The organism is Fructobacillus sp. ESL1096 (assembly GCF_058511985.1).
In genome coordinates this window covers 311,879-337,696 of record NZ_CP196400.1, presented here as the reverse complement: position 1 = coordinate 337,696, position 25,818 = coordinate 311,879, and the positions used below count along the sequence as shown (strand labels likewise).

General features: G+C 43.8%; 27 protein-coding genes. 23 read left to right on the top strand and 4 right to left on the bottom strand.

The features are described from left to right. The first annotated feature begins 2 nt into the window (after positions 1-2). The 14 genes from ACSYSR_RS01380 (at position 3) to trxB (ending at position 12,413) form a co-directional block, all read left to right on the top strand. Entirely contained in the window at positions 3-872 is an 870-nt protein-coding gene (locus ACSYSR_RS01380) for a helix-turn-helix domain-containing protein (protein ID WP_252774222.1), read from the top strand. A 7-nt stretch (positions 873-879) separates the two neighbouring features. Further along, positions 880-1,458 (top strand): CDP-diacylglycerol--glycerol-3-phosphate 3-phosphatidyltransferase, encoded by a 579-nt coding sequence (gene pgsA / locus ACSYSR_RS01375; RefSeq protein ID WP_489816336.1) that lies wholly within the window; start codon positions 880-882, stop codon positions 1,456-1,458. A 127-nt stretch (positions 1,459-1,585) separates the two neighbouring features. Then, complete coding sequence (gene recA / locus ACSYSR_RS01370; RefSeq protein ID WP_252774220.1) at positions 1,586-2,704, top strand: recombinase RecA; 1,119 nt, start codon at positions 1,586-1,588, stop codon at positions 2,702-2,704. A gap of 177 nt (positions 2,705-2,881) precedes the next feature. Next, positions 2,882-3,772 carry a phosphate ABC transporter substrate-binding protein PstS family protein gene (locus ACSYSR_RS01365; RefSeq protein ID WP_252774219.1) on the top strand — a complete coding sequence of 297 codons (891 nt, stop codon included), beginning with the start codon at positions 2,882-2,884 and terminating at the stop codon, positions 3,770-3,772. A gap of 8 nt (positions 3,773-3,780) precedes the next feature. Further along, positions 3,781-4,704 (top strand): phosphate ABC transporter permease subunit PstC, encoded by a 924-nt coding sequence (pstC, locus tag ACSYSR_RS01360; RefSeq protein WP_252774218.1) that lies wholly within the window; start codon positions 3,781-3,783, stop codon positions 4,702-4,704. Next, positions 4,704-5,588: a phosphate ABC transporter permease PstA gene (pstA, locus tag ACSYSR_RS01355; protein WP_252774217.1), complete on the top strand. Its 885-nt coding sequence runs from the start codon at positions 4,704-4,706 to the stop codon at positions 5,586-5,588. Before pstC ends, pstA begins: the two co-directional genes overlap by 1 nt. Before the next feature lie 85 nt (positions 5,589-5,673). Next, entirely contained in the window at positions 5,674-6,438 is a 765-nt protein-coding gene (gene pstB / locus ACSYSR_RS01350) for a phosphate ABC transporter ATP-binding protein PstB (RefSeq protein WP_420842371.1), read from the top strand. Beyond that, positions 6,435-7,202, top strand: a complete 768-nt coding sequence (gene pstB, locus ACSYSR_RS01345; protein ID WP_252774215.1) for a phosphate ABC transporter ATP-binding protein PstB — start codon at positions 6,435-6,437, stop codon at positions 7,200-7,202. The genes pstB (ACSYSR_RS01350) and pstB (ACSYSR_RS01345) overlap by 4 nt, the downstream gene beginning before the upstream one ends. 115 nt (positions 7,203-7,317) lie before the next feature. Next, positions 7,318-7,992 carry a phosphate signaling complex protein PhoU gene (gene phoU, locus ACSYSR_RS01340; protein ID WP_047974873.1) on the top strand — a complete coding sequence of 225 codons (675 nt, stop codon included), beginning with the start codon at positions 7,318-7,320 and terminating at the stop codon, positions 7,990-7,992. Positions 7,993-8,086: 94 nt separating this feature from the next. After that, the gene (locus ACSYSR_RS01335) at positions 8,087-8,440 is read left to right on the top strand and encodes a phage holin family protein (protein ID WP_252774214.1); all 354 of its coding nucleotides are present in this window, start codon (positions 8,087-8,089) and stop codon (positions 8,438-8,440) included. Positions 8,441-8,443: 3 nt separating this feature from the next. Next, the gene (hprK, locus tag ACSYSR_RS01330; RefSeq protein ID WP_252774213.1) at positions 8,444-9,409 is read left to right on the top strand and encodes an HPr(Ser) kinase/phosphatase; all 966 of its coding nucleotides are present in this window, start codon (positions 8,444-8,446) and stop codon (positions 9,407-9,409) included. Beyond that, complete coding sequence (locus tag ACSYSR_RS01325) at positions 9,402-10,412, top strand: NAD(P)H-dependent glycerol-3-phosphate dehydrogenase (RefSeq protein WP_489816337.1); 1,011 nt, start codon at positions 9,402-9,404, stop codon at positions 10,410-10,412. The genes hprK and ACSYSR_RS01325 overlap by 8 nt, the downstream gene beginning before the upstream one ends. A 69-nt stretch (positions 10,413-10,481) precedes the next feature. Beyond that, positions 10,482-11,357, top strand: a complete 876-nt coding sequence (galU, locus tag ACSYSR_RS01320; RefSeq protein WP_252774211.1) for a UTP--glucose-1-phosphate uridylyltransferase GalU — start codon at positions 10,482-10,484, stop codon at positions 11,355-11,357. Positions 11,358-11,471: 114 nt separating this feature from the next. Continuing rightward, a complete protein-coding gene (gene trxB, locus ACSYSR_RS01315) occupies positions 11,472-12,413 on the top strand; it encodes a thioredoxin-disulfide reductase (RefSeq protein WP_252774210.1) in 942 nt (313 codons plus the stop codon). 270 nt (positions 12,414-12,683) lie between these two features. On the opposite strand, the gene ACSYSR_RS01310 is transcribed toward trxB, so the two are convergent. Genes ACSYSR_RS01310 through ACSYSR_RS01300 form a run of 3 tightly spaced genes read right to left on the bottom strand, consistent with a single transcriptional unit; the run spans position 12,684 to position 14,841 of the window. Beyond that, entirely contained in the window at positions 12,684-13,073 is a 390-nt protein-coding gene (locus tag ACSYSR_RS01310) for a VOC family protein (protein WP_252774409.1), read from the bottom strand. 35 nt (positions 13,074-13,108) lie between these two features. Further along, complete coding sequence (locus ACSYSR_RS01305; RefSeq protein WP_252774209.1) at positions 13,109-13,819, bottom strand: DUF6198 family protein; 711 nt, start codon at positions 13,817-13,819, stop codon at positions 13,109-13,111. A gap of 5 nt (positions 13,820-13,824) precedes the next feature. After that, a complete protein-coding gene (locus ACSYSR_RS01300) occupies positions 13,825-14,841 on the bottom strand; it encodes a zinc-dependent alcohol dehydrogenase family protein (RefSeq protein ID WP_252774208.1) in 1,017 nt (338 codons plus the stop codon). Between the two features lie 577 nt (positions 14,842-15,418). On the opposite strand from ACSYSR_RS01300, the gene ACSYSR_RS01295 reads away from it, so the two are divergent. The 6 genes from ACSYSR_RS01295 (at position 15,419) to ACSYSR_RS01270 (ending at position 22,026) form a co-directional block, all read left to right on the top strand. Further along, positions 15,419-16,099 carry a DedA family protein gene (locus tag ACSYSR_RS01295; RefSeq protein WP_489816338.1) on the top strand — a complete coding sequence of 227 codons (681 nt, stop codon included), beginning with the start codon at positions 15,419-15,421 and terminating at the stop codon, positions 16,097-16,099. A gap of 2 nt (positions 16,100-16,101) precedes the next feature. Next, the gene (locus tag ACSYSR_RS01290) at positions 16,102-17,805 is read left to right on the top strand and encodes a phospho-sugar mutase (protein WP_489816339.1); all 1,704 of its coding nucleotides are present in this window, start codon (positions 16,102-16,104) and stop codon (positions 17,803-17,805) included. A 247-nt stretch (positions 17,806-18,052) separates the two neighbouring features. After that, the gene (gene rplS, locus ACSYSR_RS01285) at positions 18,053-18,415 is read left to right on the top strand and encodes a 50S ribosomal protein L19 (RefSeq protein ID WP_047974884.1); all 363 of its coding nucleotides are present in this window, start codon (positions 18,053-18,055) and stop codon (positions 18,413-18,415) included. Between the two features lie 76 nt (positions 18,416-18,491). Then, a complete protein-coding gene (gene dinB, locus ACSYSR_RS01280; protein ID WP_252774205.1) occupies positions 18,492-19,583 on the top strand; it encodes a DNA polymerase IV in 1,092 nt (363 codons plus the stop codon). Between the two features lie 99 nt (positions 19,584-19,682). Next, the gene (locus ACSYSR_RS01275) at positions 19,683-20,642 is read left to right on the top strand and encodes a DHH family phosphoesterase (protein WP_489816340.1); all 960 of its coding nucleotides are present in this window, start codon (positions 19,683-19,685) and stop codon (positions 20,640-20,642) included. 25 nt (positions 20,643-20,667) lie between these two features. Next, positions 20,668-22,026, top strand: coding sequence for a DEAD/DEAH box helicase (locus ACSYSR_RS01270; RefSeq protein WP_252774203.1), 1,359 nt, complete (start codon positions 20,668-20,670; stop codon positions 22,024-22,026). An 89-nt stretch (positions 22,027-22,115) separates the two neighbouring features. Here the strand turns inward: ACSYSR_RS01270 and ACSYSR_RS01265 are convergent, their stop codons facing one another. Next, positions 22,116-22,985: a YslB family protein gene (locus ACSYSR_RS01265; RefSeq protein ID WP_489816341.1), complete on the bottom strand. Its 870-nt coding sequence runs from the start codon at positions 22,983-22,985 to the stop codon at positions 22,116-22,118. 97 nt (positions 22,986-23,082) lie between these two features. Between ACSYSR_RS01265 and murI the strand changes: the two genes are divergently transcribed. The 3 genes from murI to ruvB all read left to right on the top strand — a co-directional run bounded on the left by murI (position 23,083) and on the right by ruvB (position 25,755). Next, the gene (murI, locus tag ACSYSR_RS01260; RefSeq protein ID WP_489816342.1) at positions 23,083-23,916 is read left to right on the top strand and encodes a glutamate racemase; all 834 of its coding nucleotides are present in this window, start codon (positions 23,083-23,085) and stop codon (positions 23,914-23,916) included. Positions 23,917-23,994: 78 nt separating this feature from the next. Continuing rightward, positions 23,995-24,600 (top strand): XTP/dITP diphosphatase, encoded by a 606-nt coding sequence (locus ACSYSR_RS01255; protein ID WP_489816343.1) that lies wholly within the window; start codon positions 23,995-23,997, stop codon positions 24,598-24,600. Positions 24,601-24,696: 96 nt separating this feature from the next. Next, positions 24,697-25,755 carry a Holliday junction branch migration DNA helicase RuvB gene (gene ruvB / locus ACSYSR_RS01250; protein ID WP_489816535.1) on the top strand — a complete coding sequence of 353 codons (1,059 nt, stop codon included), beginning with the start codon at positions 24,697-24,699 and terminating at the stop codon, positions 25,753-25,755. Positions 25,756-25,818 lie beyond the last annotated feature (63 nt).

Here is a 25,818-nt window from a genome sequence, read left to right as displayed (position 1 = left end):
AAATGGCTGAATATTTAGCAAGCGAAGTTAGTCAACAGTTACGAGAAGCACGATTGGAAAAAGGTTATACAATCGACCAGTTGGCCGAGATGACCAAAATTCAACCTCGCTTCTTACAAGCAATTGAAGATGGTGACCAGGATGTTTTACCTGGTCAATTTTATGCTCGGGCATTTGCTAAGCAATTTGCAGCAGCTGTTGGTTTAAACCCGGATGATCTTTTTGATGAAGTTGAATTTGATCCACAGGTAATTAGTGATTTATCCCATGCACACCGTGATGAAGATGGCGTCGTTCGAGCTGGGGTTAATAATTCAGAGGCCTTTAAGTCACGTTTCCGTGGCTTTATTCCAAGAATTTGGCTTGCAATTATCGTTGTTGCCGTTTTGTTGGTTGCTTGGTTTGTGGTTACACGGGCCAGTTCAGGTTCCAATTCGTCTAACGGTGGTAACCAAGTTGAGGTTGCATCGTCATCGGTACCACAGTCATCATCGTCAGCAATGGTATCCTCCTCAAGTGCGAACAGTGGCATTAACCTCGGGACTGCAACCACCAATACCGCCCAGTTGACGACCACCTATACTGTAGGTGGGCAACTGGCTAATACGCATACTATTGTAGCCAAAGGTCAAAATGGTGGTTCGATGTTTAAGGTAACTGACGGAACCGGTAAGGTCTTATACAACGCTTGGTTGAATCAAACTGATGAAAAAAGTGTTGAAGTGCCAGCCAATACGGCTATTGTCAATATTCAAGTTTCACAAGTGAGCCACGTGAACTTAACGATTAACAACCAACACATTGATTTGCCAAACTTGCCAACCAATCCAGCTCCAACGACCTGGAACGTTGTCTTGAATTTGAATAAGTGAGAACAAAATGAACCTACCAAATAAACTAACGGTCTTTCGAATCATCTTGATTCCAGTTTTCATGTTCCTTTTGATTTACTCAAAGGGTTCAACAATTTTGAATGCTGAGATAGGCCAGACCCTTTCATGGGTCTTGGCAGCAATCGTCTTTGCCGTGGCTTGCATTACTGATTTCTTAGATGGGCAAATTGCTCGTCGTAAGCACTTGGTTACGAATTTCGGTAAATTCTTTGATCCGTTAGCTGATAAACTTCTGGTTATGACTGCTTTGATTTACCTGACTGCTTTTCATCAAGTTCCTGCCTGGATTACTGCAGTTATTGTTATCCGGGAACTAGCGGTCACTGGTCTACGGACTCTAGTTGTTGAAAATAACGGAACGGTCATGGCTGCTGCCTGGCCTGGCAAGATTAAAACATTTTCCCAGATGTTTGCTATTTTCTTCCTTTACTTGAAGGATTGGCCATTCGCCCTTGTTGGCTTCCCAATCGGGCAAGTGCTCTTGTATATTGCCGTTTGCTTTACAATCTATTCAGGAATTGAATATTTCTGGAAAAGCCGCTCGGTTTTTGCAGACGGATTATAAGCGCTATAAGCGCTTTTTTCGTCCAATAAAATAGAGACAAAAACAACGCGAACAAATGTTCGCAAAACCCTTGCATTTTGTTGAAAAAGTCCGTACACTGTTGATAGACATTGAAGGAGTATCAAGCATGGTTGCAAAAAAGACAAGCGATGATAACAAGAAGGATGGCCGTCAGGCTGCCTTAAATGAAGCTTTAAAAAAAATTGAAAAAAACTTTGGAAAAGGTTCGATCATGACGTTGGGCGATAATGCCTTAACGCAGGTAGAGACCTCACCTTCTGGGTCCGTCAAATTGGATGTTGCCTTAGGAGTTGGGGGCTACCCAAAGGGACGAATTATTGAAGTTTATGGGCCTGAATCATCAGGTAAGACGACGATTGCTTTGCATGCAGTAGCTGAAATTCAAAAAAATGGTGGCACTGCTGCCTATATTGATGCCGAAAACGCTTTGGACGTAAAGTATGCTGAAGCTTTAGGTGTTAAAAAGGATGAGTTGCTGTTGTCACAGCCAGATACTGGTGAACAAGGATTGGAAATTGCTGATGCCTTGGTTCAATCTGGCGCCGTCGACATGGTCGTGGTCGATTCCGTTGCTGCCCTGGTTCCCCGTGTAGAAATTGAAGGTGAGATGGGGGATGCCCACGTTGGTTTGCAGGCACGGTTGATGTCGCAAGCCTTACGAAAGCTAGCTGGAACGTTGAACCGGACGGGAACAATTGCTATCTTTATTAACCAAATCCGTGAAAAAGTTGGCGTAATGTTTGGAAACCCCGAAACAACGCCAGGTGGCCGAGCTTTGAAGTTCTACTCAACGATTCGATTAGAGGTTCGTCGTTCAACTCAAATTAAAGACGGTTCCGATGTTACTGGTAACTTGACCAAGGTCAAGGTCGTGAAAAATAAGGTTGCGCCACCCTTTAAGGTTGCTGAAGTGGATATCATGTATGGAAAGGGAATCTCACAAACCGGTGAAATTCTTGATTTGGCTGTTGATCAAGATATTATTGATAAGGCTGGTGCATGGTATGCCTATAATGGGGAACGAATTGGCCAAGGTCGCGAAAAGGCCAAGGAATATTTGGATGACCCTGAGCACGTTGCTCTGAAGGAAGATATCTACACACAAGTGCGGAATGCTTATGGCATTGGCGATGAACCAGCTGTTGCTGCTGGCCCTGATGAAAGTGATAGCAAAAGTGCAGAAAATCACGATAACGACGGGCTTACTGACGAACCAATTATTTAGAAATAGTAATAATAAATTAATATTAAAAAGCGTTGTAGAACGCTTTTTTTTGTTATAATGTGTTTGTTCTTAACTGAAGTGAATGATTTATTTTCACACAAATTATTTAAATTAGTTTGGAATGGACACTTGTTGTTGTAGGATAATCTTTTGCACCCAGTTGGGAGAAGAGGAATCATGCAAAGATCGCATCGCGGGTCATGGATAGTGGCCTCTGTCGTCGTTGTACTTGCCATCATCTTGGGAATTGCCTATCAAAACCGAGACAAGCAAGCCAACACCGCACCCATTACTGCAGTTGGCTCAACTGCACTGCAACCATTGGTTGAAGCCGCTGGGGAGGACTATCAACGTTCTCACCCTGGTGTCTCCATTACCGTTCAAGGTGGCGGAAGTGGTACGGGTCTGTCGCAAATAGCGCAAGGGGCTGTTTCCCTCGGGAATTCAGATCTCTTCGCTGAAGAAAAGAAGGGGATTGATACAAAGAATTTAGTTGATCATCGAGTCGCAATCGTTGGAATTGCGCCAATCATTAATAAGCAAGCTGGTGTCACAAATTTGACACTAGCACAGTTAACCGATATCTTTACCGGTAAAATTAAAAATTGGAGTGAACTGGGCGGAAAGAACATGCCAATCGTGCTTGTTAACCGTGCCGCTGGTTCCGGAACTCGGGCCGCTTTTGAAAAGTGGGCCATGGGTGGCAAAAAGAGTGCCTCGGCACAAGAACAAGATTCATCAGGAATGGTCTTGTCAATTGTTAAGAGCACTCCGGGAGCTATCTCTTACGTTGCCTTTGCTTATAAGTCAAACGATGTTGTTCGGGCAAGTATCAATGGTGTCGCACCTACCGATACCAATGTTGAAGATGGGGCTTACCCAATCTGGTCATATGAACACATTTACACGCATGGCAAGCCAACTGGTGAAGTTGCTAAGTTCTTGGATTTCTTTAATTCAGATTTTGTACAGAAAACGTACGTGCCAAAGTTGGGTTACATTTCAAACTCAAATATGAAGATTGAACGTGACCTGCATGGTAACATTACCGCTAAGCAGAAGGGGTAAGGCAGACAATGGATCTTATTACCGAAAAAATTAAAAAAACTTCGTTGTCAACCAAGCAAGATCGATTTGGAAAGTTTATTTCGGCTCTTGCCTTAATTCTAATCACTGCGGTGGTTGTCTTAATTTTCGGCTTTGTAATCACTCGGGGGTTAGCCACCTTTACGACCAATAAAGTTTCAGTTAGTAAGTTTCTCTTTGGAACGAATTGGAATCCGAGTGTTGTTGACCCTAAGACGGGTCAGCCAGGAATAGGCGCATTACCGCTTATTACTGGTTCCCTGGCGGTAACAATTCTGGCCGCTATTATTGCGACACCATTTGCGATTGGAACAGCGGTCTTTATGACTGAAATTGCCAAGAAACGTGGTTCGCGCATTATGCAACCAGTCATCGAATTGTTGGTTGGAATTCCTTCCGTTGTTTATGGTGTTATTGGTTTGACTGTTGTGGTCCCAGCCGTCCGCTCAATTTTTGGGGGAACGGGTCTTGGAATCTTGTCTGGAACGATTGTCTTGTTTGTCATGATTTTACCAACCATTACATCAATGACGGTCGATTCTTTAAAGGGTGTGCCTCGTTATTATCGTGAGTCAGCCTTGGCAATTGGAGCGACACGTTGGCAGATGATTTACAAGGTGATTTTGCGAGCAGCAACGCCAGGAATCTTGACAGCAATTGTTTTCGGAATGGCGCGTGCCTTCGGTGAAGCTTTGGCTGTTCAAATGGTAATCGGAAATGCGGCTAAGATGCCGGGTTCTCTGGTGTCACCAGCAGCAACCTTGACCTCCGTTTTGACGATGGGAATTGGAAACACAGTCATGGGCACGTTGCAAAACAACGTCTTGTGGTCATTAGCAATGATCTTACTTCTGATGTCTCTCGTCTTTAACCTCTTGATTCGCTGGATTGGTCGAAAAGGAGAACTGAAGTAATGAACGCAAAAACTGCTGATAAAATTGCTACAACCGTGATTTATGCAATCGCTGGTTCAGTAGCGTTGGTGCTAGCAGCAATGCTGGCCTTTATCTTGGTTCGAGGATTGCCTCATTTGTCATGGCACTTCTTAACTGCACAAGCTCGGTCATTCGAAGCTGGTGGAGGAATTGGCATTCAATTGTTCAATTCCTTCTACCTCTTGATTTTGGCCATGCTGATTTCATTCCCAATCGCTCTTGGGGCGGCTATTTACTTGAATGAATATGCCAAGCCAACGATTTGGACATCGATGGTTCGTACCGCAATTGAAGTGATGTCATCATTGCCGTCTGTTGTTGTTGGTTTGTTTGGTTTTTTGATCTTCGTTGTGAAGTTGAAGCTTGGTTTTTCCATTATTTCTGGAGCAATCGCATTGACCTTCTTTAATTTGCCAATCCTGACTCGCTCTATTGAAACGTCTTTGAGTCAGATTCCAAATCTGCAACGTGAAGCTGGGGCGGCTTTAGGTCTTTCACGATTTGAAACAGTCATTCACATTATCTTGCCAGCAGCTGTACCATCGATTGTGACTGGGGTTGTTATTTCTGCGGGACGTGTCTTTGGTGAAGCTGCGGCATTGATCTTTACAGCTGGTCAATCAGCACCTTCATTGGACTTTGGTGACTGGAACCCATTCAACTTGGCATCACCATTGTCACCATTCCGACCAGCCGAAACTTTAGCCGTGCACATTTGGAAAATCAATTCGGAAGGAATTATGCCGGATTTGTCACTTGTGTCAGCGGGAGCATCAGCGGTTTTGATTATCGTGGTATTGCTCTTTAACTTTAGTGCACGTCGCTTGGGAACACTTCTTTATAAGAAGTTGACAAAATCGTGAGGTTAGCATGACAGATAAGAGTCAAGAATTAAAGCCAGTATCAGATTTTATTCCTGAAAAGGCACCAGAACGCTATATTATTCCAATGGAGGATAATAAGCATGAAATTGCCCTTTCAACTGAAAACTTGCAAGTAAGGTATGGCGATAACCTTTCTCTAAGTGAAGGGGATTTGCGTTTTGAACGTTACAAGATTACCTCTTTGATTGGAGCATCTGGATCAGGGAAGTCAACCCTTTTGCGTTCGTTGAACCGAATGAACGATGGGGTGGCCAATGTTACCGGTCATATTTGGTACCGTGGATTGGACATCAACTCAAAAGATATTGATGTTTACGAAATGCGTCGTCACATTGGAATGGTTTTTCAACGACCAAATCCTTTTGCTAAGTCAATTTATGATAATATTACTTTCCCATTGACTCGTCGCGGTAAGTACACCAAGGCTCAGCTCGATGAGATTGTGGAAACAACGCTAAAGCAAGCTGCTCTGTGGGACCAAGTTAAAGATGAATTGAATAAATCAGCGCTTTCATTGTCAGGTGGACAAGCCCAACGATTGGTGATTGCCCGTGCCTTGGCTCTAAAGCCTGATATCTTATTGCTCGATGAGCCATCATCAGCCTTAGATCCAATTTCTTCAGCTAAGTTTGAAGATACTTTGTTGGAGTTGAAGAAAAACTACACGATTATTATCGTTACGCACAACATGCAGCAAGCAGCCCGGATTTCTGACTACACGGCCTTTATACACCAAGGTAAGGTAATTGAATATGATTTGACTCGTAAAATCTTTACCCGTCCTAAGGTGGAATTGACCAACGATTATATTTCAGGTAATTTTGGATGACAAAACAAAGCGAAACAATCTTACAAACTCGTAACGTCAAGCTCTGGTATGGAAACAAGGAAGCCCTACATGGGATTGATTTGGATTTTGCCAACAAAGGTGTGACTGCCTTGATTGGACCTTCTGGATCAGGTAAAACGACTTACTTGCGAGCCTTAAACCGGATGCATGATTTGGAAGAAAACGTCACTGTGACGGGTTCTTTCAACCTTCTTGGGAAGGATATCTATGCGCCAACAACGGATACCGTTGATTTGCGTAAGCGCGTTGGAATGGTTTTCCAACAGCCAAATCCGTTTCCATTCTCTATCTACGATAACGTGGCCTTTGGCTTACGTTTAGCTGGAGTGAAGGATAAGAAGACTTTGGACCAGGCAGTAGAGGAGTCGTTGAAGGCAGCCTCTATCTGGGATGAAGTTAAGGATGAATTGAATAAATCAGCACTTGGACTTTCGGGTGGACAACAACAACGTGTTTCAATTGCTCGTGTTTTGGCCACAAAGCCAGATGTGTTGTTGCTTGATGAACCAACATCGGCTTTGGATCCTGTTTCTTCACACAACATTGAAGAAACCTTGTTGTCACTCCGTGACCAATATGCCATGATTATTGTGACTCATTCCTTATCACAAGCTTCACGAATTTCTGATAAGACGGCTTTCTTCCTTAGTGGAAACTTGGTCGAATATGGGGACACTCGTAAGATTTTCTTGGAGCCCGAGAAAAAGGAAACTGCCGATTATATTTCTGGTCGCTTTGGATAAGTGACTGGATGATTGGTTGGTGAAGCCCATCGTTCAGGCTGTTCAAAAAATATCTTTGCTTTTAAAATGCCCTACTGTTATTAGAGAGAAACAGGTTACATGAAAGGAATTTGTCATGCGTCGATTATTTGATGAAGAATTAGCTGATTTGGATACTTCTTTTACGGAAATGGGTGAACAGGTTGCCAAGACCATTCAGGAATCTGTTCAGTCCTTTATTAAGCACGATCGCGATGGTGCCCACAAGATCATTGATCATGATTACAAGATTAACGAACGGGAAGCCGCTTTGGAAAAGAAGTCATTTGAAATGATTGCTTTGTACCAACCGGTGACCACTGATTTGCGTGAAATCGTAACGATTTTAAAGGCTGTTTCTGTTTTGGAGCGAATGGGTGATCAGGCACGAAACATTGCTACGTCAACTATCCGCGTTAAGGGAACGAAGCACATGAAGGCTGTTGAAAAGCAGTTGGGTGAAATGGGTGAATTGGTTGCTTCAATGGTTTCAGAAGTCATGGGCTACTACGTGAAGAACGATGCCTTGGGTGCTGAAAATATCGCGACTAAGAACCACCAATTGTCGAATGCAGCGGCTCAGATTCGAACTGATTCCGTCAATGGCATGAAGGAAGACTCTGAATTGGTTGATTCAGCAGCGGACTATTTGGTCATTGCCGGCTACATCAAGCGAATTGGTGATTATACGACTGACATCGCTGAATGGATTGTTTATAAGCGTACGGGTAAGATTATTGAATTGAACCCAGGTTATAACTACTTTATTTAATTTGATAGAAAAAGGGACCCTTTGGGTTCCTTTTTTTGTGGTAGGAAACTTTGTTATAATAGGGGTAGGAAATAAATTTACTAAAGGAGGGCCTATGCGTTTTATCATGCAAGCGGCGATTAACATGGCTGTCTTTTTGGCCTGTGCGTTGCTGTTCCCAAGTGGTTTTGTTTTGGCGAACATGACGACCGCTTTTGTGGCAGCAGTGCTACTCGCCTTATTGAATCGCTTGATCAAGCCCATCTTGGTCTTTGTTTCACTACCATTAGTCATCATTTCGTTAGGATTCTTTTTATTAATTATTAATACAGTGCTGCTAGAATTAACAGCGCATATTATTCATGGTTTTGCCTTTGCCTCTTTTGGTTGGGCAATGCTGGTTGCAATATTGTTGACCTTAGCTAATTTCTTATTCATGGGTCAAACGAAGATTTCGGTGCGGAGGTAAAAAATGGCGCAAGCAACCGTAACAGTTAAAGATTTAGTTGATAACACACGATTAACAATTGTAGCAGGTCATGATTATTTAAATCGAGTGATTACTACTGCTGATATTTCTAGGCCAGGCTTGGAAATGACGGGGTACTTTACTTACTATGCTCCTGAACGGGTGCAGTTGTTGGGTATCACTGAAACTTCTTTTTCAAATCGAATGAGCCATGACGAATTATTGATGGTTTATCGAAAAATGGCCTCTAAACAGACGCCAGCCTTTGTGGTTTCGACTGATTTGCCAATTGCGGATGAATTGAAGCAAGCAGCAGAAGAAGCTCAGATTCCAATTTTAAATACGCGATTGACTTCATCACAAATTTTATCAAACATGACTTACTACCTAGGGGGCGAGTTAGCGCCACGGCAGTCTGTCCATGGCGTTTTGATTGATGTCCACGGATTAGGGGTTTTGATTACTGGTGATGCTGGAATTGGAAAAACTGAATCCGCTTTGGAATTGATTCAACAGGGGAAAGCGCGATTGGTTGCTGATGACCGTGTTGATATTCACCAAGAGGATGAACAGCGCTTGATTGGACAACCATCAGAAGTTTTACGGAACTTGATGGAAGTTCGCGGTGTTGGTATTATTGATGTTCAACAAGTCTACGGTGCGGTTTCGGTCCGTTCCCATGCTTCAATTATGCTTAATATTCACTTATCAAACGGTAAAATTGGCGAAGAGAATTTTGATCGGTTAGGAAATGAGGCTGATACCTTAGATATTCTAGGAGTCAATATTAAAAAGATGGTTGTACCAGTTACACCAGGGCGAAATACTGCTTCCGTTATTGATGCAGCGGCTGTTAAGTTCCGGACGCAGAACATGGGCTATGATGCCTTAGAGACACTTGAAAAGCGGATGAATGCCGCAATGCAAGTTAATGAAAAAGAAGACGAAGAGGCAAAAAAGCATGACTAAAGTCGCTGTTTTAGGCGCTGGTTCCTGGGGGACCGCCCTCGCCAATACAATGGCGAAAAACAACGTAGTTGTTAATATCTGGTCACACCGTGTGGACCAGGTTGATGAAATTAACCAACGTCACCAAAATGACCATTATTTACCTGGCGCAACTTTGTCAGAGAAGTTATTAGCGGTTGCTGATATGCAAGTCGCTGTGGCGGATGCAGATGTTGTTTTAATGGTGGTACCAACGAAGGCGATTCGCTCTGTTGGTTCCCAATTAGCAGGGGTTTTACAAAATTTGGATCAGCAAGTAATTTTGGCTCATGCGACCAAGGGCTTGGAACAGGGGACGCACCTACGGATTTCGCAAATGATTGAGGAAGTTGTTCCGAGTGAGAATTATTCATCTCTAGCTGTTATTTCTGGCCCGTCACATGCTGAAGATGTGATTAAGGGTGATTTGACTGCAGTTTCTATTGGTGGGACTGACGAAGCTGCTACGGCGGTTTTACAGGAAACATTAGCCAGTGAAAATTTTCGGCCTTATACTAACCATGATTTATTGGGATCAGAGTTAGGTGGAGCATTAAAAAATATTATTGCTTTGGGTTCTGGAATGCTCGTTGGTTTAGGCTATGGCGTCAATGCTCAGGCAGCCCTTCTAACACGTGGCTTGGTTGAAATGCGTAGCGTTGGTCAAAAAATGGGGGCTAAGCCGGAGACTTTTCTTGGCTTAGCCGGAATTGGTGATTTAATTGTGACGGGAATGTCACCCAATTCACGCAATTACCGTGCTGGCTTTGCCATGGGCCAGGGTCAGTCGTTAAATCAGGTCCAAGAAGAGATGGGCATGGTCATTGAAGGGGTAAATACTGTTAAGGCGGTTTATGAGTACCAACAGACCCATCAACTCGATTTGCCCATTACGACCGCTTTGTATCAGGTCTTATACGAAGAGGCTCAAATTGAAGACCAAATTAAATTACTGATGACTCGTCCATTAAAAGCTGAAGATTGACCATATATTTGTTATAATAGCAGTGGAATACTTCGGCGCCGTTGACGTCATTAATGAAAGTAGGAAAGTATGAAACCTGTACGTAAAGCCATTATCCCGGCCGCTGGTTTGGGAACTCGTTTCTTGCCAGCCACAAAGGCTTTGGCTAAGGAAATGCTACCAATTGTTGACACACCAACGATTGAATATATTGTTCGTGAAGCCATTGCTTCTGGAATCGAAGATATTGTTGTCGTCGATGGAAAGTCCAAGCGTTCAATCGAAGATCACTTTGATTCAAACCCAGAATTGGAAAACAATTTGCGCGAAAAGAACAAGTTGGAATTATTGAAGGTTGTCGAAGAAACAACCGATATCAACATGTACTTCATTCGTCAATCACATCCAAAGGGCTTGGGTGATGCCATTTTAACAGCCAAGGACTTCATTGGTGATGAACCATTCGTTGTTCTTTTGGGTGACGATTTGATGCAAGATGAAGTGCCATTGACGAAGCAGCTGATTGACCGCTATCATGAAACTGGCGAATCAACTTTGGCAGTTTTGGAAGTGCCCCATGATCAAGTATCCGAATACGGTGTTATTGATCCTGCCGCAAAGGTAAAAGAAGACGGTCTATACCGGGTTAAGTCATTCGTTGAAAAGCCTCAGCCTGAAGATGCCCCTTCTGATTTGGCAATCATTGGTCGCTACTTGTTGACGCCTGAAATTTTTGAAGAATTAGAAAAAACAAAGCCTGGTAAGGGTGGCGAAATTCAATTGACGGATGCCATTGATTCATTAAATAATCGTCAGCATGTTTACGCCCATGAATTCAAGGGTGACCGTTATGATATTGGTTCTAAGATTGGTTTCTTGGAAACTAATATTGAATTTGGCTTGAAGCATCCACAAACAAAGGATCAGCTCCGCGCTTATATTAAAGAACTTGCAGCTAAGTTGTAAAATTTAGCAAAAACAAAAGAGGTGGTATACCTCTTTTTTGTTGGTTAAAATTAGACAAAAGAACCGATTCAAGGTACAATAGACGTCATAATAAAAAAGGAGGTTCCGTTTCTCATGACAGAAGTCAAGCAATATGATGTCATCATCATTGGTGCTGGCCCAGCCGGAATGACTGCCGCTACTTATGCCTCACGGGCGGACTTAAAGACTGTAATGCTTGACCAGGGGATTTATGGTGGGCAGATGAATAATACTGCTGAAGTTGAAAATTATCCTGGTTATAACAGTATTATGGGTCCTGATTTGGCCGAAAAAATGTATGCTTCGTCAACACAGTTTGGCGCCGAATACTCATTTGGTATGATTACTGGTGTGGAAATTTTAGCTAAAAATGAAAAATTGGTCCATACTGATATGGGCGATTTTCAAGCACCAGCTTTGATTGTTGCGACTGGATCCGAACACATTCACTTGGGTGTTGACGGCGAGGAAGAATACCAAGGCAAAGGTGTCTCATACTGTGCTGTCTGCGATGGTGCCTTCTTTAAGGGTGAAAGTGTTGCCGTTGTCGGTGGTGGTGATTCCGCTGTCGAGGAAGGACTGTACTTGGCCAATGTGGTTAAGGATGTCACGGTTTATGTTCGCGATAGTAAGTTAAAGGCACAGCCAATCTTGCAGCAACGAGCAAAGAAACAGGAAAACATGCACTTTGTTTGGAATACTGAAGTCACAGCCATTGAAGGCGATAGTGAGGCTGTTTCGCAGCTGAAGCTTCATAACAATCAGACTGGTGAGGACCGGGTTGTTGACCAAAGTGGAATTTTCATCTACGTTGGCCTCAAGCCAAATACTCAGGTATTTGAAAATTTGGGGATTACTGATGACCGCGGTTGGATTAAGACGGATGACAAGATGGCAACCGCCGTTCCAGGAATCTTTGCCGCTGGAGACGTTCGTGCTAAGGACTTGCGCCAAATCACGACTGCTGTTGGCGATGGTGGTTTGGCTGGCCAAGAAGCCTATCAATATGTTGCTGAATTAAAATCAGAGGCATAAAATAAATGATGTTGAGAAGTCTGCTACAGAAATGTAGTGGACTTTTTTGTTGAGCGCTTTAATGGACAACAGCCAACGAGCCATTAACGTGGTATATGGAGTTAGAAATGGGCGTATAGCTTTTTTACTTGTGTGAGAGAAAAAGTGGGTTGAAGGGTTCTTAAAAGCTTAAATAGAAGTAATGGTGACTTTCAGCTGTCGTCAATAGCAAATAGAAGATACAAAAAAGCCTCAACTACTATTTGGTAGTTGAGGCTCTTGAATGATGAATTAATCCTTGACGATTTCACAGAATTCCAATGTTACACCATCTGGGGTGCGAACATTAAAGAACTTGATACCGTTATCCCAGAAGGGAAGATGTTGTACTTCTGAATCAATCAAATCTAATCCCTGTTCCTTTGCTGCTACAAAGGCTGCATCAGCATTAGAAGTGTTCATTGAGATGTGGTTGATTGAACCGGGCTTGCCGGTTCCTTCATCAGACAACCACGTTTCAATAACGAGGTGACCGTACTTAAAGAATTTAACTGGGCCACCTTCCTTAAAGTCACCGGTCTTTTCAAAACCGATGCCTGTCCAGAACTTTTCAGCGCGGTCCAAGTCGGTTGTTGGAATTCCAACGTGTTGAATATCGTCAAAATAATCAGTAAAGGCCATCATATAACCCGTCCTTTCAATTGGGGGAGACTATCTTAGTCGATAGCGATTCCCTGGTGCTTTAACTTGCTAAAGATACGTGTGTCTGCCCATCCAGTGATACTTCCCTGGAAAAGGAAGGCGAAGATAGTTCCAATTCCATAGTTGGTAAAATCAGGAACCATAATCAAGGCGATAACACCAATAATGGTAGGTGGAATATAAGAAACCCACATGGCAATACCGGCATTACCCTTGAAGTACTTGAATCGAAGAACCTGCATCAAATCATCAGCAGGGTGCAAAACGATGTTGGTCCGCTGATAAATTGAAATGGCAATCGCAATTAAGGAAACACCGAAGAAGTTTAAGAAAATATAGAAGGCAATCATTGGCCAACTATGTGCTTCTGGCAAGAGCTTTGAAAAGGCACTTGCAAAGACAGAGATCAAGGCCGAGAAAGGAACCATGAAAGCTAAGTTTCCAAGGAAGCGCTTGATATCAATGCGGTGCTCCAAAACCATGTTCAAAACAGCGATTAACATACCGACCACAAAGAACACGATGGATAGTGTTGCACTATTACCATGCAATGAGTGGTTTAATCCATTTTGAGCAGCTGTCCAATAGGCAGAACCCAAAATTGACGGATGAATTTTTTGACTGGTAACAATTGTTAGCACGTTACCCATTGAGTTAATTACCAATGAGAAGGCAAAGTAACTGAGGGCAGCGGTCCAAGAAATTGTCCGCTTTGCATTATTCATAAAATTTAGGCCTCTTCACCACCGATTTTAACAACGGCCTTAGAAACAACGCCTAAGCGACCGTTAACAAAATCGTCAACTTGGTTGTAATCCAATTCGTGTGACAACAATGGCTTAACGTTCAACTTACCAGATGAAAGCAATGCCAATGAGTCTTCGAATGCGTTAGGGTTAATGAATGAACCTTGGATAGTCAATTCCTTTTGGAAGACTTCGTAAGTGTTCATTTCGAACTTAGCGTCAGGTCCACCAACACCGAACATCAAAACTTGACCGCCACGAGCAGCTGATTCGATGGCTGATTCTTGTGTTTGTGGCATACCAACGGCTTCGATAACAACGTCATATTCTCCAGCAGGGATCTTGTCGCCGTTCTTAGTGTTGTATGTGTTCTTAACGTTGAACAAATCCTTGTTCATCTTCAACTTTTCATCAACGATTCCGGCCAGGTCAACTTGGTGGATACCGTATGCTTGCAAGATTTGCACGAACAATTCGCCCATGAACCCGTCTCCAATAACCAAAGCCTTTTGGTATGGTGATGGCTTCAACAACTTCATGCCGTGGATGGCACATGAAATTGGTTCAACAATCGCTGCTGATTTCAAGTCAACGTTGTCAGGGATTGGGTAAACAACTGATGCAGGGGCTGCGAAGTATTCTTCGAAACCACCATCACGAGTTACACCAATCGCTGACAAGTTTTCGCACAATTCAGGACGGCCAGTGTGGCAGAACTTACATTGTCCACAGTAAATGTTAGGGTCAACTGAAACGCGGTCGCCAACCTTAACGTTGGTAACAGCAGAACCGATTTCCTTAACAACACCTGAGTTTTCGTGTCCCAAAACGATTGGTGGGACAGCATCGGCTGATCCTGGTTCACCAGCATACAAAGCATGATCAGTTCCACAGATACCAGCAAAGGCAGTGTGAATCAAAACTTCATCTGGCTTCAAGACAGGCTTTTCGATGTCCTTCAATTCCAACTTCTTCTTATCAGTTAATACTAAGGCTTCCATGTTCTGTTATCCTCCAATGAGTAATTCCTTGTAACAACTTACACATACATAATAATATTTGCACAAAGTTTTGTCAAGTGAAAAAAGAAACTTTTTAAAACATTGATAAAAGTGCTTTTAAAAGGAAATTAATTACTATAAAAAGTGAGCAAATAGAGCGTTTTTCAGTCGGCCGCCTGGTGTTTTGTTCTGCCACTTTTCGCCGTCATTGTAGTACATTTTGGTTGAAAAATTTATGCTCATTTGGCATAAGTTTTGTTATAAAGAGTTGTTATAATAGAAAAAGTGGATGATTTAGCGAGCGAATGCTTAACAATTAGTCTGATTGCACCTTGATTTTTCTAGCTTTTTTACGCTTTGTAAGCAGACTTAACAGGGGAAATAGCGTATGATAGACGTAGGCTGTGTTTTATCTAGCCTTAATTTTATCGAGATAATATCAGGATTAACTTCTACTGACTATTATTTGCTGATTCATGAGTATCTTGCTAGCTGGTAGGGCGGATTCATGTACCCAAAGCGTTGACTAGTAGCGATACTCAGACAGACTTTTTTCCTAAAGGAGTACCCTGATTGTATGGTTCTAGCTTTTGCTGCTGTGTCGGATTGGTTGACGCATATTAGTTCTGCGAATGCCAATTTTTCTGTAATTGAATTGTCGATTCTGTTTTTTTTGATTTTGATTGAAACTGGGGGAATTGTCACAGGGTTTATTCCGGCCGATGCGTTGGTCATGACGGCTGCGGGGTTTGCTGGCCGCCATCACTCTTTGGTTGAATTTGCCTTGTTGGTGGTGATTTTTGCGACTGCCTCGATGATCGGAGACACAATTAATTATTGGTTCGGTGCTTGGGTAATTAAGCAGATTGATAAAATTCCCTTGGTCGCTCGCCACGTAAACGGTGACTTTGCCGAAAAAATTTCGTCTAATTTAAATCCGAAACGTTGGTTAATCTTTATTATTTTGGGCCGATTTGTTCCTTTTGTCAGAACCATTGTCCCGCTATCTGCTCATCGTTTGAAGTTACGGTTTGCGACTTACTTTCGGATGTCTGTTCTGGCATCCTGCCTCTGGGCATTGACCATGGTGACAATCGGTTATTACTTTGGTCACTTACAGTTGCCAAGAGAAGTGACCATCACCGTGATTGTCCTGGGTGCCGTCTTTGTGCTGGCAGTGATCCGGTCACCCAGGTTTCGGCAAATTATTATTAGTTTAATCACAAAACCTAGTCGAGAAAAGGAAGAGGAACTTTAAGAATGACTTATCAAGATACCTTAGCCCGTTGGCAACAAGCAGACCTACCTGCTGATTTAGCTGCTGAACTAAAGCAATTGAGTCCAGCTGAACAAGAAGATGCCTTCTATCAAAACTTACCATTTGGGACTGCTGGTATGCGTGGTCAAATGGGGGTTGGAACCAACCGCATTAATGTTGTGATGGTTGCCTTGGTGACGGAGGCATTAGCTGCTTACATTGATCAAAGCGGGTCTGCAGCAAAAAAAGCGGGGGTAGTCATCGCCTTTGACTCTCGTCACCACTCAAAAGAATTTGCTCAAGTAGCCAGTCGCGTGCTATCAGCACACGGGATTAAAGTTTACCGCTTCTCATCATTACGTCCGACACCTGAATTATCATTTTCAGTCCGTCATTTAAAGGCCTTTGCTGGTATTATGATTACGGCCTCACACAATCCGAAGCAGGATAACGGGTATAAGGTTTACGGTGCCGATGGTGGTCAAATGGTTCCCCAAGCTGTCCAGGCCGTTATTGATGGGATGGCAGCAGTCGAAAATGGGTTTACTATTGCACAAGATGAAACAGAAGCCAATGTTCAAGTAGTCGATGATGAGTTGGATAATGCTTATTTGGCAGAAGTTAAAACAGTTTCCGTTGATCAGAATTTGATTCAAAAAGAGGGGGCAGACTTGAAATTTGTCTACACCCCTTTGCATGGAACTGGTCAATATATTGGTGAAAAAGCATTACAGCAAGCAGGTTTTACCAATTACACGATTGTCAAGGAACAGGCAGAGCTCGATGGGGATTTCAAAACGGTTAAAAAGCCAAATCCAGAAGACCCTGCTGCCTTGTCATTGGCGATTGAATACGCCAAGAAGCAAGCAGCTGATTTGGTTGTTGCAACGGACCCCGATGCTGATCGGATGGGGGCTGCTGTACGTTTAGCAGATGGCTCATACCAAGTCTTATCCGGTAACCAAATTGCTGGTTTGATGGTCAACTACTTGTTAGCAGCTAAAAAGAAAAATCAGACATTACCAGAAAATGGTGCTATTGTAACATCGATTGTTTCATCACGCTTTGCTAGCGAAATTGCTAAGAACTACGGCGTTGCTACCTTAGACGTGTTGACTGGTTTTAAGTATATTGCCGCCATGATTGACCGTTTTGAAGAAAAGAAGGATTATACGTACCTCTTCGGCTTTGAAGAATCATTTGGTTACCTTGTGAAGCCTTTTGCCCATGATAAGGATGCCATTCAGGCCTTGGTTTTGTTTGCCGAAATGGCTGCTTATTATAAGGAAAAGGGCCAAAGTTTTGCTGATGGTTTGAAGGAACTATACGACCAATATGGTTACTTTGAGGAAAAGACTGTTGCCTTTGATTTTCCTGGTATCAATGGTCACGAGGAAATGGCTGCTTTGATGACTAAGTTCCGCAACCAAAAGTTGGCAACGGTTGGTGATCAGTTAGTTCTGGCGACCCAAGACTTTGCTAATCAAACCCAGATTGATCGAGCTGGAGCAGAGAAAAAGTTGCCACAGCCTAAGGCCAACGTCTTAAAGTATTGGTTAGCGGATGGTTCATGGATTGCACTGCGTCCATCTGGAACGGAACCAAAGTTGAAACTTTATCTTGGCGTTGTCGCTGATTCACAGGTTGAAGCGGATGCGAAGTTACAAACCTTTGAAGCTGTGATGGAAGAAAAAATTCAGGCTTAATTTTACTGAAGACGTTTAGTTGGCAAACAAAAATAAAGTTAGCTTCTATTCATCTAAGCGCAATTATCGAACTAGATTCGTTTTTATCAGCCAGGGAGGAACCATGTTCGGGTAATTTTTCTGATTACCCTTTACAGGGTCCTTCCTTTTTTGTTATACTGACTATTGGCTATAAGCCGTAATTAACGGTAATCCGCTGTGCGTTAGTCTAAGGACGAGTGTAAGATTAGCGATTAGGAGAATGACTATGCGTCAAAATAACATTTTAGAAAAGTTGACTTCAACCCAATTGCGGACAGATATTCCTGAATTCCGCGCTGGTGATTCAGTTCGTGTCCACGCACGAATTGTTGAAGGAACTCGCGAACGTGTTCAACTCTTTGAAGGGGTTGTTATTAAGCGTAAGGGTGCTGGTATCCAGGCTACTTATACTGTTCGTAAGATTTCTTCTGGTGTTGGTGTGGAACGTACGTTCCCACTGCACTCACCACGGGTTGACAAGATTGAAGTAACTCGTTTGGGCCGTGTACGTCGCGCAAAGTTGTACTACTTGCGTGCCTTGCAAGGAAAGGCCGCTCGTATCAAGGAACGTCGTCTCGACGTTAAGTGATTACGGCAACAAGCTTCCACATAGTGGAGGCTTTTTCTTTTTAAAAAAATCAGTTTTGAAAAGAGGGGGGACTGGCATGGCTGAATTTTTGCAAGCGGTTGATGACCGAAAAATTTTGCATGTCGATTTGGATGCTTTTTATGCTCAAGTTGAAATGCGTGACAACCCTGCTTTAAAGAAGGTGCCGCTAATCATCGGTCGTGATCCTGATTTACATCACGGTCATGGGGTCGTGGCAACCGCCAACTACATTGCCAGAAAGGCCGGCGTTCATTCAGCCATGGGGTCAACTGAAGCAAAGCGACTTTGTCCTAATGCCGTTTTCGTTGCTCCTGATTTTGATAAGTACCGGTCAGTGTCAGCTCAAATTCATGAAGTTTTTGCCGAATTCACTGATAAGGTGGAACCAGTCGCACTGGATGAAGCATACTTAGACGTTAGTCAAAGCCCAATGGCGAGCGCAACATTGGCCGCCGAGTTAAGGCATAGAATTTGGCAGGAAACGAAGCTAACGTGTTCGGTCGGGGTTTCCTATAATAAAGTATTAGCCAAACTTGGTTCCGAGCACCACAAACCGAATGGGGTCACGGTCATTGGTGCTGATGTCGCAATGGACTTCGTGGCGGCCTTACCTATTAAGGACTTTCGTGGTGTTGGTCAGAAAGCACAGGAAAAGTTTGCAAAATTAGGAATTAAAACGGGCGCAGATTTACGGGCCTTGAGTCAAGACGAATTACGGGTACACTTTGGTTCCTTTGGTGACCAACTTTATTGGCAAGCGCGGGCAACGCACTTTGGTCAGGTAAAGGACCATCGAATTCGACAATCGGTCGGAAAAGAGGGGACGTTTGAATTTCCGCTTCATGACCGTTCGGCTGTTTTGGCGACCTTTAAGGGCTTGGCCACAAAGGTTGTGACGAACATGGAGGCTAAACACTTGGTTGGTCGAACATTGAATATTAAGGTCCGTGATGATGATTTTAAGACGCTGACCAGGTCGATTACACAGGCAAATCCGTTTCAGCTTGATCCTGATTTCTTGGCAAGAAAGGCACAATCAATCTTTGATGACCTTTATCCAGATGACTTTGCCATTCGCTTGCTGGGGCTAACTTTTTCCAATGTCAGCCCACAATCCTTTCAATCGTTATCGCTTTTTGATGATTAATTGGTCAAATCAGTCAGTTATGCTGATTTGAAATGCCTGACAATGAATTTCACATTTACGGTATAATAAAGGATAGTAATAAGAGTTGAAAGGGCGCATATGGCCAAAATTCACGAAGATATTTTAGAACAAATTAAACGTTACGATACTATTATTATTCATCGGCACCAACGACCTGATCCGGATGCTTATGGATCACAATTGGGCTTGCAAGCGATTTTGCAGGCTTCGTTTCCTGAAAAAAAGATTTATGCCGTTGGAAAAGAAATTCCTGGTTTAGCTTGGATTGGGGATGGTCAGCCTTTAGCTGATGAAATTCCTGATTCAGCTTACAAGAAGGCTTTGGTAATTGTTTGTGATACCGCCAATGACCCCCGCATCGATGACCAACGTTGGCGCAATGGATTGGAAATTGTCAAAATCGATCACCATCCCAATGTGGAACCTTACGGTGATTGGCAGTGGGTTGAAGACGGAGCCTCAGCAACCTCTGTTCTAATTTATCAATTCTATCAAGCTTTGGCTGACAAGGGCTTGAAGATGACAAAAAAGGCCGCTCGGTACCTTTATATCGGCATTATCGGTGATACCGGCCGCTTTATGTATTCATTAGATCAAGAAACCTTTGATGTGGCCGGTGAGTTGATTACCTACGGCTTTGACTATCAAAAAATTTATAACGCGATGACGACTTTATCAGAAAATGCTGTGAAGTTTTCGGGTTATGTGATGCAACATATTAACTTGTTACCATCTGGCTTTGGCTACGTCATTCTAAAGCGGGATGTGATTGATAGCTTTGACCTTGGTAATGCAGGGACTTCTTTTGTCGTTTCCATTCCGTCACGGATTGACAAGGTGAAGGCCTGGGCCATCTTTGAAGAACAAGAAAATGGTGATTACCGGGTTCGCTTGCGTTCTCGGTCAGTTATCATTAATACCATTGCCCAAGACTTTGATGGTGGGGGACATCCCATGGCTGCAGGTGCCTGGGCTTATAATGAAGCGGATATTCAAAAGGTGATTGACCGAGTTGATAGCGCTTTAAAGGCAGACTAAGCCGATTAAATTTAAAGGATTTTACATGAAAAACACAAACCAACAATTTGGTGAATACAATTTAAAGCCGGAAGTCCTTTCGGCTTTAAAGGCGATTGGTTTTGACCAGCCAACGCCTATCCAGGCGCGCTTGATTCCAACAATCCTGCGTGGTGGGGATGTTGTTGGTCAGTCACAGACGGGGTCTGGAAAGACGCATACTTTCTTGGTACCTATTTTTAACGCCTTGCAACCAGAATTGAATCAAACCCAGGTGGTGATTACGACACCATCACGGGAATTGGCTGCTCAGATTGCAAAGGCTGCCCGTGAATTTGCGGAAAAGATGGAATTGGTGAAGGTTTCTATTGCCGAATATGTTGGTGGGACGGATAAGGCCCGCCAAGTTCGACAGTTAGAAAAGCACCAAGCGCAAATTGTCGTTGGAACGCCAGGACGGTTAAAGGATTTGGTTCAAAGTGGGGCCTTGGTTGTTAACCAGGTGCGGACTTTGGTTGTCGACGAAGCGGATATGACACTTGATATGGGCTTCTTAAACGAAGTTGATTTCTTGGCCGGTGCGATGCCAAAAGACCTGCAAACGTTGGTCTTTTCAGCAACGATGCCAGAAAAGTTGAAGCCGTTCTTAAAGAAGTATTTGGACAATCCGGATTTCCAAACAATTCCAACGGAAGCGACGATTGCCGATACCATCGACAACTGGTTGGTGCCAACTAAGTCCAAGGACAAGGAAGAGGTTATCGATAAGTTGCTGACGATTTTCAATCCTTATTTGGCGTTGATTTTCGCCAATACGAAGGAACGAGCTAAGGAATTAGCAGCACATTTGCGTGGCCGAGGTCTCAAAGTTGCCGAAATTCATGGCGATATTCCACCACGTGAGCGAAGGCGAACGATGAAGGGCGTCTTGCACCTGGATTACCAATATGTCGTTGCGACTGATTTAGCTGCTCGTGGGATTGATATTGAAGGGGTTTCGCATGTCATTAATGATGGTGTGCCAGACGAATTAGAATTCTTCGTTCACCGTGTTGGTCGAACGGGACGCAATGGGCTGGCTGGAACGGCTGTGACCCTTTATGGACCTGATGAAGAAGACCGCATTGCCGAGTTGGAAAAAATCGGTATCGAGTTTGCTCATAAGCAGATTCGTGGGGATGAAGTCGTGGCGGTCAAGGATCGAAAGGCCCGGACACAGCGCCATGCAACAACTAATAAGTTGGACCCTGAAATGGTTGGGATGGTCAAGAAAAAGAAGAAGAACATCAAGCCTGGCTATAAGCGTCAAATTAAGAATAAGATTAAGCGTAAGCGTCAAATGGATCGTCGAATCGAACTTCGTCAAGATCGCCGGAATACGCGTCGTCAAAATAAGGAAGGCTAAGGTTAACTAGCTTTGGCTTACTAAAAAGAACAGCAACCCGCAAAATTGTTGGGGCTGCTGTTCTTTTCTTTATTTTTGTTAATGGTTTATTAGTTCAAGCTTGAATCATCTTTTTGGCTAAGCTTTTGGCGTCGCTCTTGACTAAAAGCCAATAATGAATTGGTAATCGACTGCTCGACCGAAAGTGTATCGGCTACCTGGCTGTCGGTTGGTTCGCTCGTTGGTTCTGTTATTTCAATCGGAGCTGTGGATACTACTGAATCAGTCGCCACTGCAGCGACCGATGTCGTTGGCTCTAACTGAATGGATGCTGCAGATGCTGCTGGCTCGACCTCAACGGGGGCTTCTGATGCGGCCTGATCAACTTCACCGATTTGGATTGCTGGTTCATCATCGGGTGTGCTTTGGCGATCAACGGTGATTGTTTCGGCGGTATCAATGTCTTCAGTGGCGATTTCTTCGCTTCTGTCTAAGAAGCGGTCACGAAGTGCAACCTGTTCCGAAGAGGTTAAAGAGCTTATCTTATGAGACATATCAGTTAAAATTCTTACCGTTACTGTCTGTTGTCGAGCAGAAACCTGGAAGGTGCCTTCCGCAACAACTTCTTCTTGCAGTTCAAGTTGTTGTGCTAAGAAGCCGGTTTCCAATGAAAAATCAGCTTGGTGGTTCGTTGCCAGCCGGTCTTCAACCATGGTACCAGAAAGAAGCCATTGCTGTTGGTCATCGCTTTGGTATTTGATTGTTAAATCGCCAAAAGCGGCCTTTTCAAAGAAGGCTGGTAAATCAGCACTTGTTTCCACGGGAAACTGTCGGGCCAACTCTTTACCAGCCCAATAGGTAATGTTGGCATAATCATCGGTTAAGATATTAGCCAAAAGGGCATCACGTAAGAGCAGTGGGGCAAAAGCGCTAACAGTCTGATTTGTACCGTTATTTGATTGAGAATGAGCATTTGACATAAGTAAAGATTCCTTTCTTCCGTTATTATAGCAAAAGACAGATTAAACGGGGGCAAAGGCTTGCAATTTGTTTTGAAGGGAAGATAATAGGATTATTATGAAGAAAAATACAAAAAAAATTGGCATGATGGACTCTGGCGTTGGCGGCTTAACAGTCTTAAAGGCTGCCGTCCAATCCATGCCAGCAGAAGCTATCGTTTATGTTGGCGACACAGCCAGAATGCCTTACGGTCCTCGTGAATCAGAGGAAGTCGCTGATTTTACTAGACAAATTGCTGACTATTTGCTTGAAACCCATGACATTAAGGCGCTGGTGATTGCCTGCAATACAGCAACTGCTTGCGCCTTGCCCGGCTTACAAGAAGACTTGACCATTCCTGTCATTGGTGTGATTGATTCTGGTGTCCAGTCGGCCGTTTTGTCAAGCAAAACGAAGAAAATTGGTGTGATTGCGACTGAAGGAACCGTTGATTCAGGTCAGTACCAGGCCGAAATTCAGTCAGCGGCGCCGGGTAGTCAGGTTTTTGCACAGGCGGAGCCTGATTTTGTCCAATTTGTTGAACAAAACCGCTATCAAGATGCTGAGGTAGCTGAAATTGTTAAAGAACATTTGCAGCCCCTCAAAGAGGCTGGTATCGACACGTTGGTGCTTGGCTGCACGCACTTTCCGCTATTGGCCGATGTCATTCAGCAGGCCCTACCAGAGGTAACGCTGGTTGATCCTGGTGTTGCCACAGCGCAAAAATTAGCGGTTCTTTTGAAAGAACAGGACTTGGTGGCTGATAGCGACCCGGCCGCTCGGCCAGAAAACAAGCAATACCAACTATATACAACGGGTCCGGTTTCAACTTTTTCAACTATAGCCGAGCAATGGTTGGGTTCAAAACACGATTGGCATTTTACCCACCTGAATCTACCAGCAACGGACTGATTGCAGCATTAGTAACCAGCAAACAAATGACCATCTGTTAGAAAAAATGACCTTGATTTTGTCAAAGAAGGAGCAAAGATGACGCGCTTAATTATCGCAACTGGCAACGCCCATAAGGTTCAAGAAATAAAGGAGGCCTTGGCCAAGCTGGATTTGGACTGGGATATTTTATCTTTAGAGGACTTGGATGAGGTTCCTGAAATTATTGAAGATGGCAAAACTTTTGCAGAAAACGTTCATAAAAAGACGACTGCTCTTGCGATTGTCTATCCAGATGACTATATCATGGCCGATGACTCTGGGTTAACGGTTGCAGCCTTAAAAGGCGAACCAGGGGTTTATTCGGCTCGCTATGCGGGTGACCACGATGATGATGCAAATAATGCTAAAGTTTTGGCTAAGTTAGCTGGAAAAGGCGGGCAGGAACGTCAAGCACAATTCACGACCGTACTCGAACTGATTGGTCCTGGTAAAGAACCTTTAGTTGTTAGTGGCCATGTCGATGGGCAAATCACGGAGACAGAAATTGGCGACAACAAATTTGGTTACGATCCGATTTTTTATTATGAACCACTACAGAAGACTTTTGCCCAATTAACGGTGGCTGAGAAGAACCTGATTTCACACCGAGGTCGGGCTCTAGAAAAGTTAGTCAAGGCGTTACCGGCTTGGCTAAAGCAGTAAGATCTTTGCTTTGAGAAGACGACCAGAATTGGCCGTCTTTTATTTTGCTAAGCAAGTAGGAAAGGAGGCGAGCAAATGCGCTATAATAGTAATGATATGAGTGATGAAAACCCACAATTTAATACTTGGTTTGAAGGCCAAAATGAGACGGATGCATTGCTGCGTGATGCGGCAGAAAACGCCAGGGAACAGCAAGATGAGCTCTCCTTGCGACCCAAGTACCTACGGGAATATATTGGTCAAAAGTCATTAAAAGAGGAGTTGGCGGTTTACCTCCAAGCTGCCAAGATGCGTGAAGAAGCCCTTGACCATGTTCTACTCTTTGGACCGCCAGGATTAGGCAAGACGACCTTGGCAATGATTATTGCCAATGAATTGGGCGTGCATCTGAAGACAGCCTCTGGGCCAGCGATTGAAAAAGGTGGCGATTTGGTTGCCTTGCTCAATGGGCTCGAGCCGGGGGATGTGCTTTTTATTGATGAAATCCACCGCCTGCCAACGACGATTGAGGAAATGCTGTATTCTGCCATGGAAGATTACTTTATTGATATCATGGTGGGCCAGGGACCGACTGCCAGAGCCGTTCATTTTCCTTTACCACCGTTTACATTAGTCGGTGCAACGACTCGGCCCGGGATGCTTTCCAAGCCTTTGCGTGATCGCTTTGGGATTATTAATTCGCTCGAATATTATCAACCTGAAGATTTGCAGCAAATTGTAGTTCGGACGGCTGATATCTTCGAGGCACCAATCACCAAGGAAGGTGCCTATGCCGTCGCCTCGCGGTCACGAGGAACACCGCGAATTGCCAATCGGTTGTTGAAGCGGGTGCGGGACTTTGCTCAGGTTGCTGGAAAAGAAGCAATTGATACGGACTTGGTGGAAACAGCTCTAGATAAGCTACGGGTTGATCAAAAAGGCCTCGATGATACAGACCACAAGTTACTAAATGCGATGATGGATTTCTATCATGGTGGGCCAGTGGGCCTTTCAACCATTGCTGCTAATATTGGCGAAGAAGCCGATACTTTGGAGTCGATGGTGGAGCCGTACCTCTTGCAGTTGGGCTTTATTCGTCGAACTCCAAGAGGCCGGGTAGTGACAAAAGCAGCCTACCAGCATCTGGGTCGGCCGATGCCCCAACCAAAAGACTGATTTGCTCGTCTTTGATCGGCCAAGTCTTTGGACCAGAGTATATTTTGCTCAAAAGTATGAACG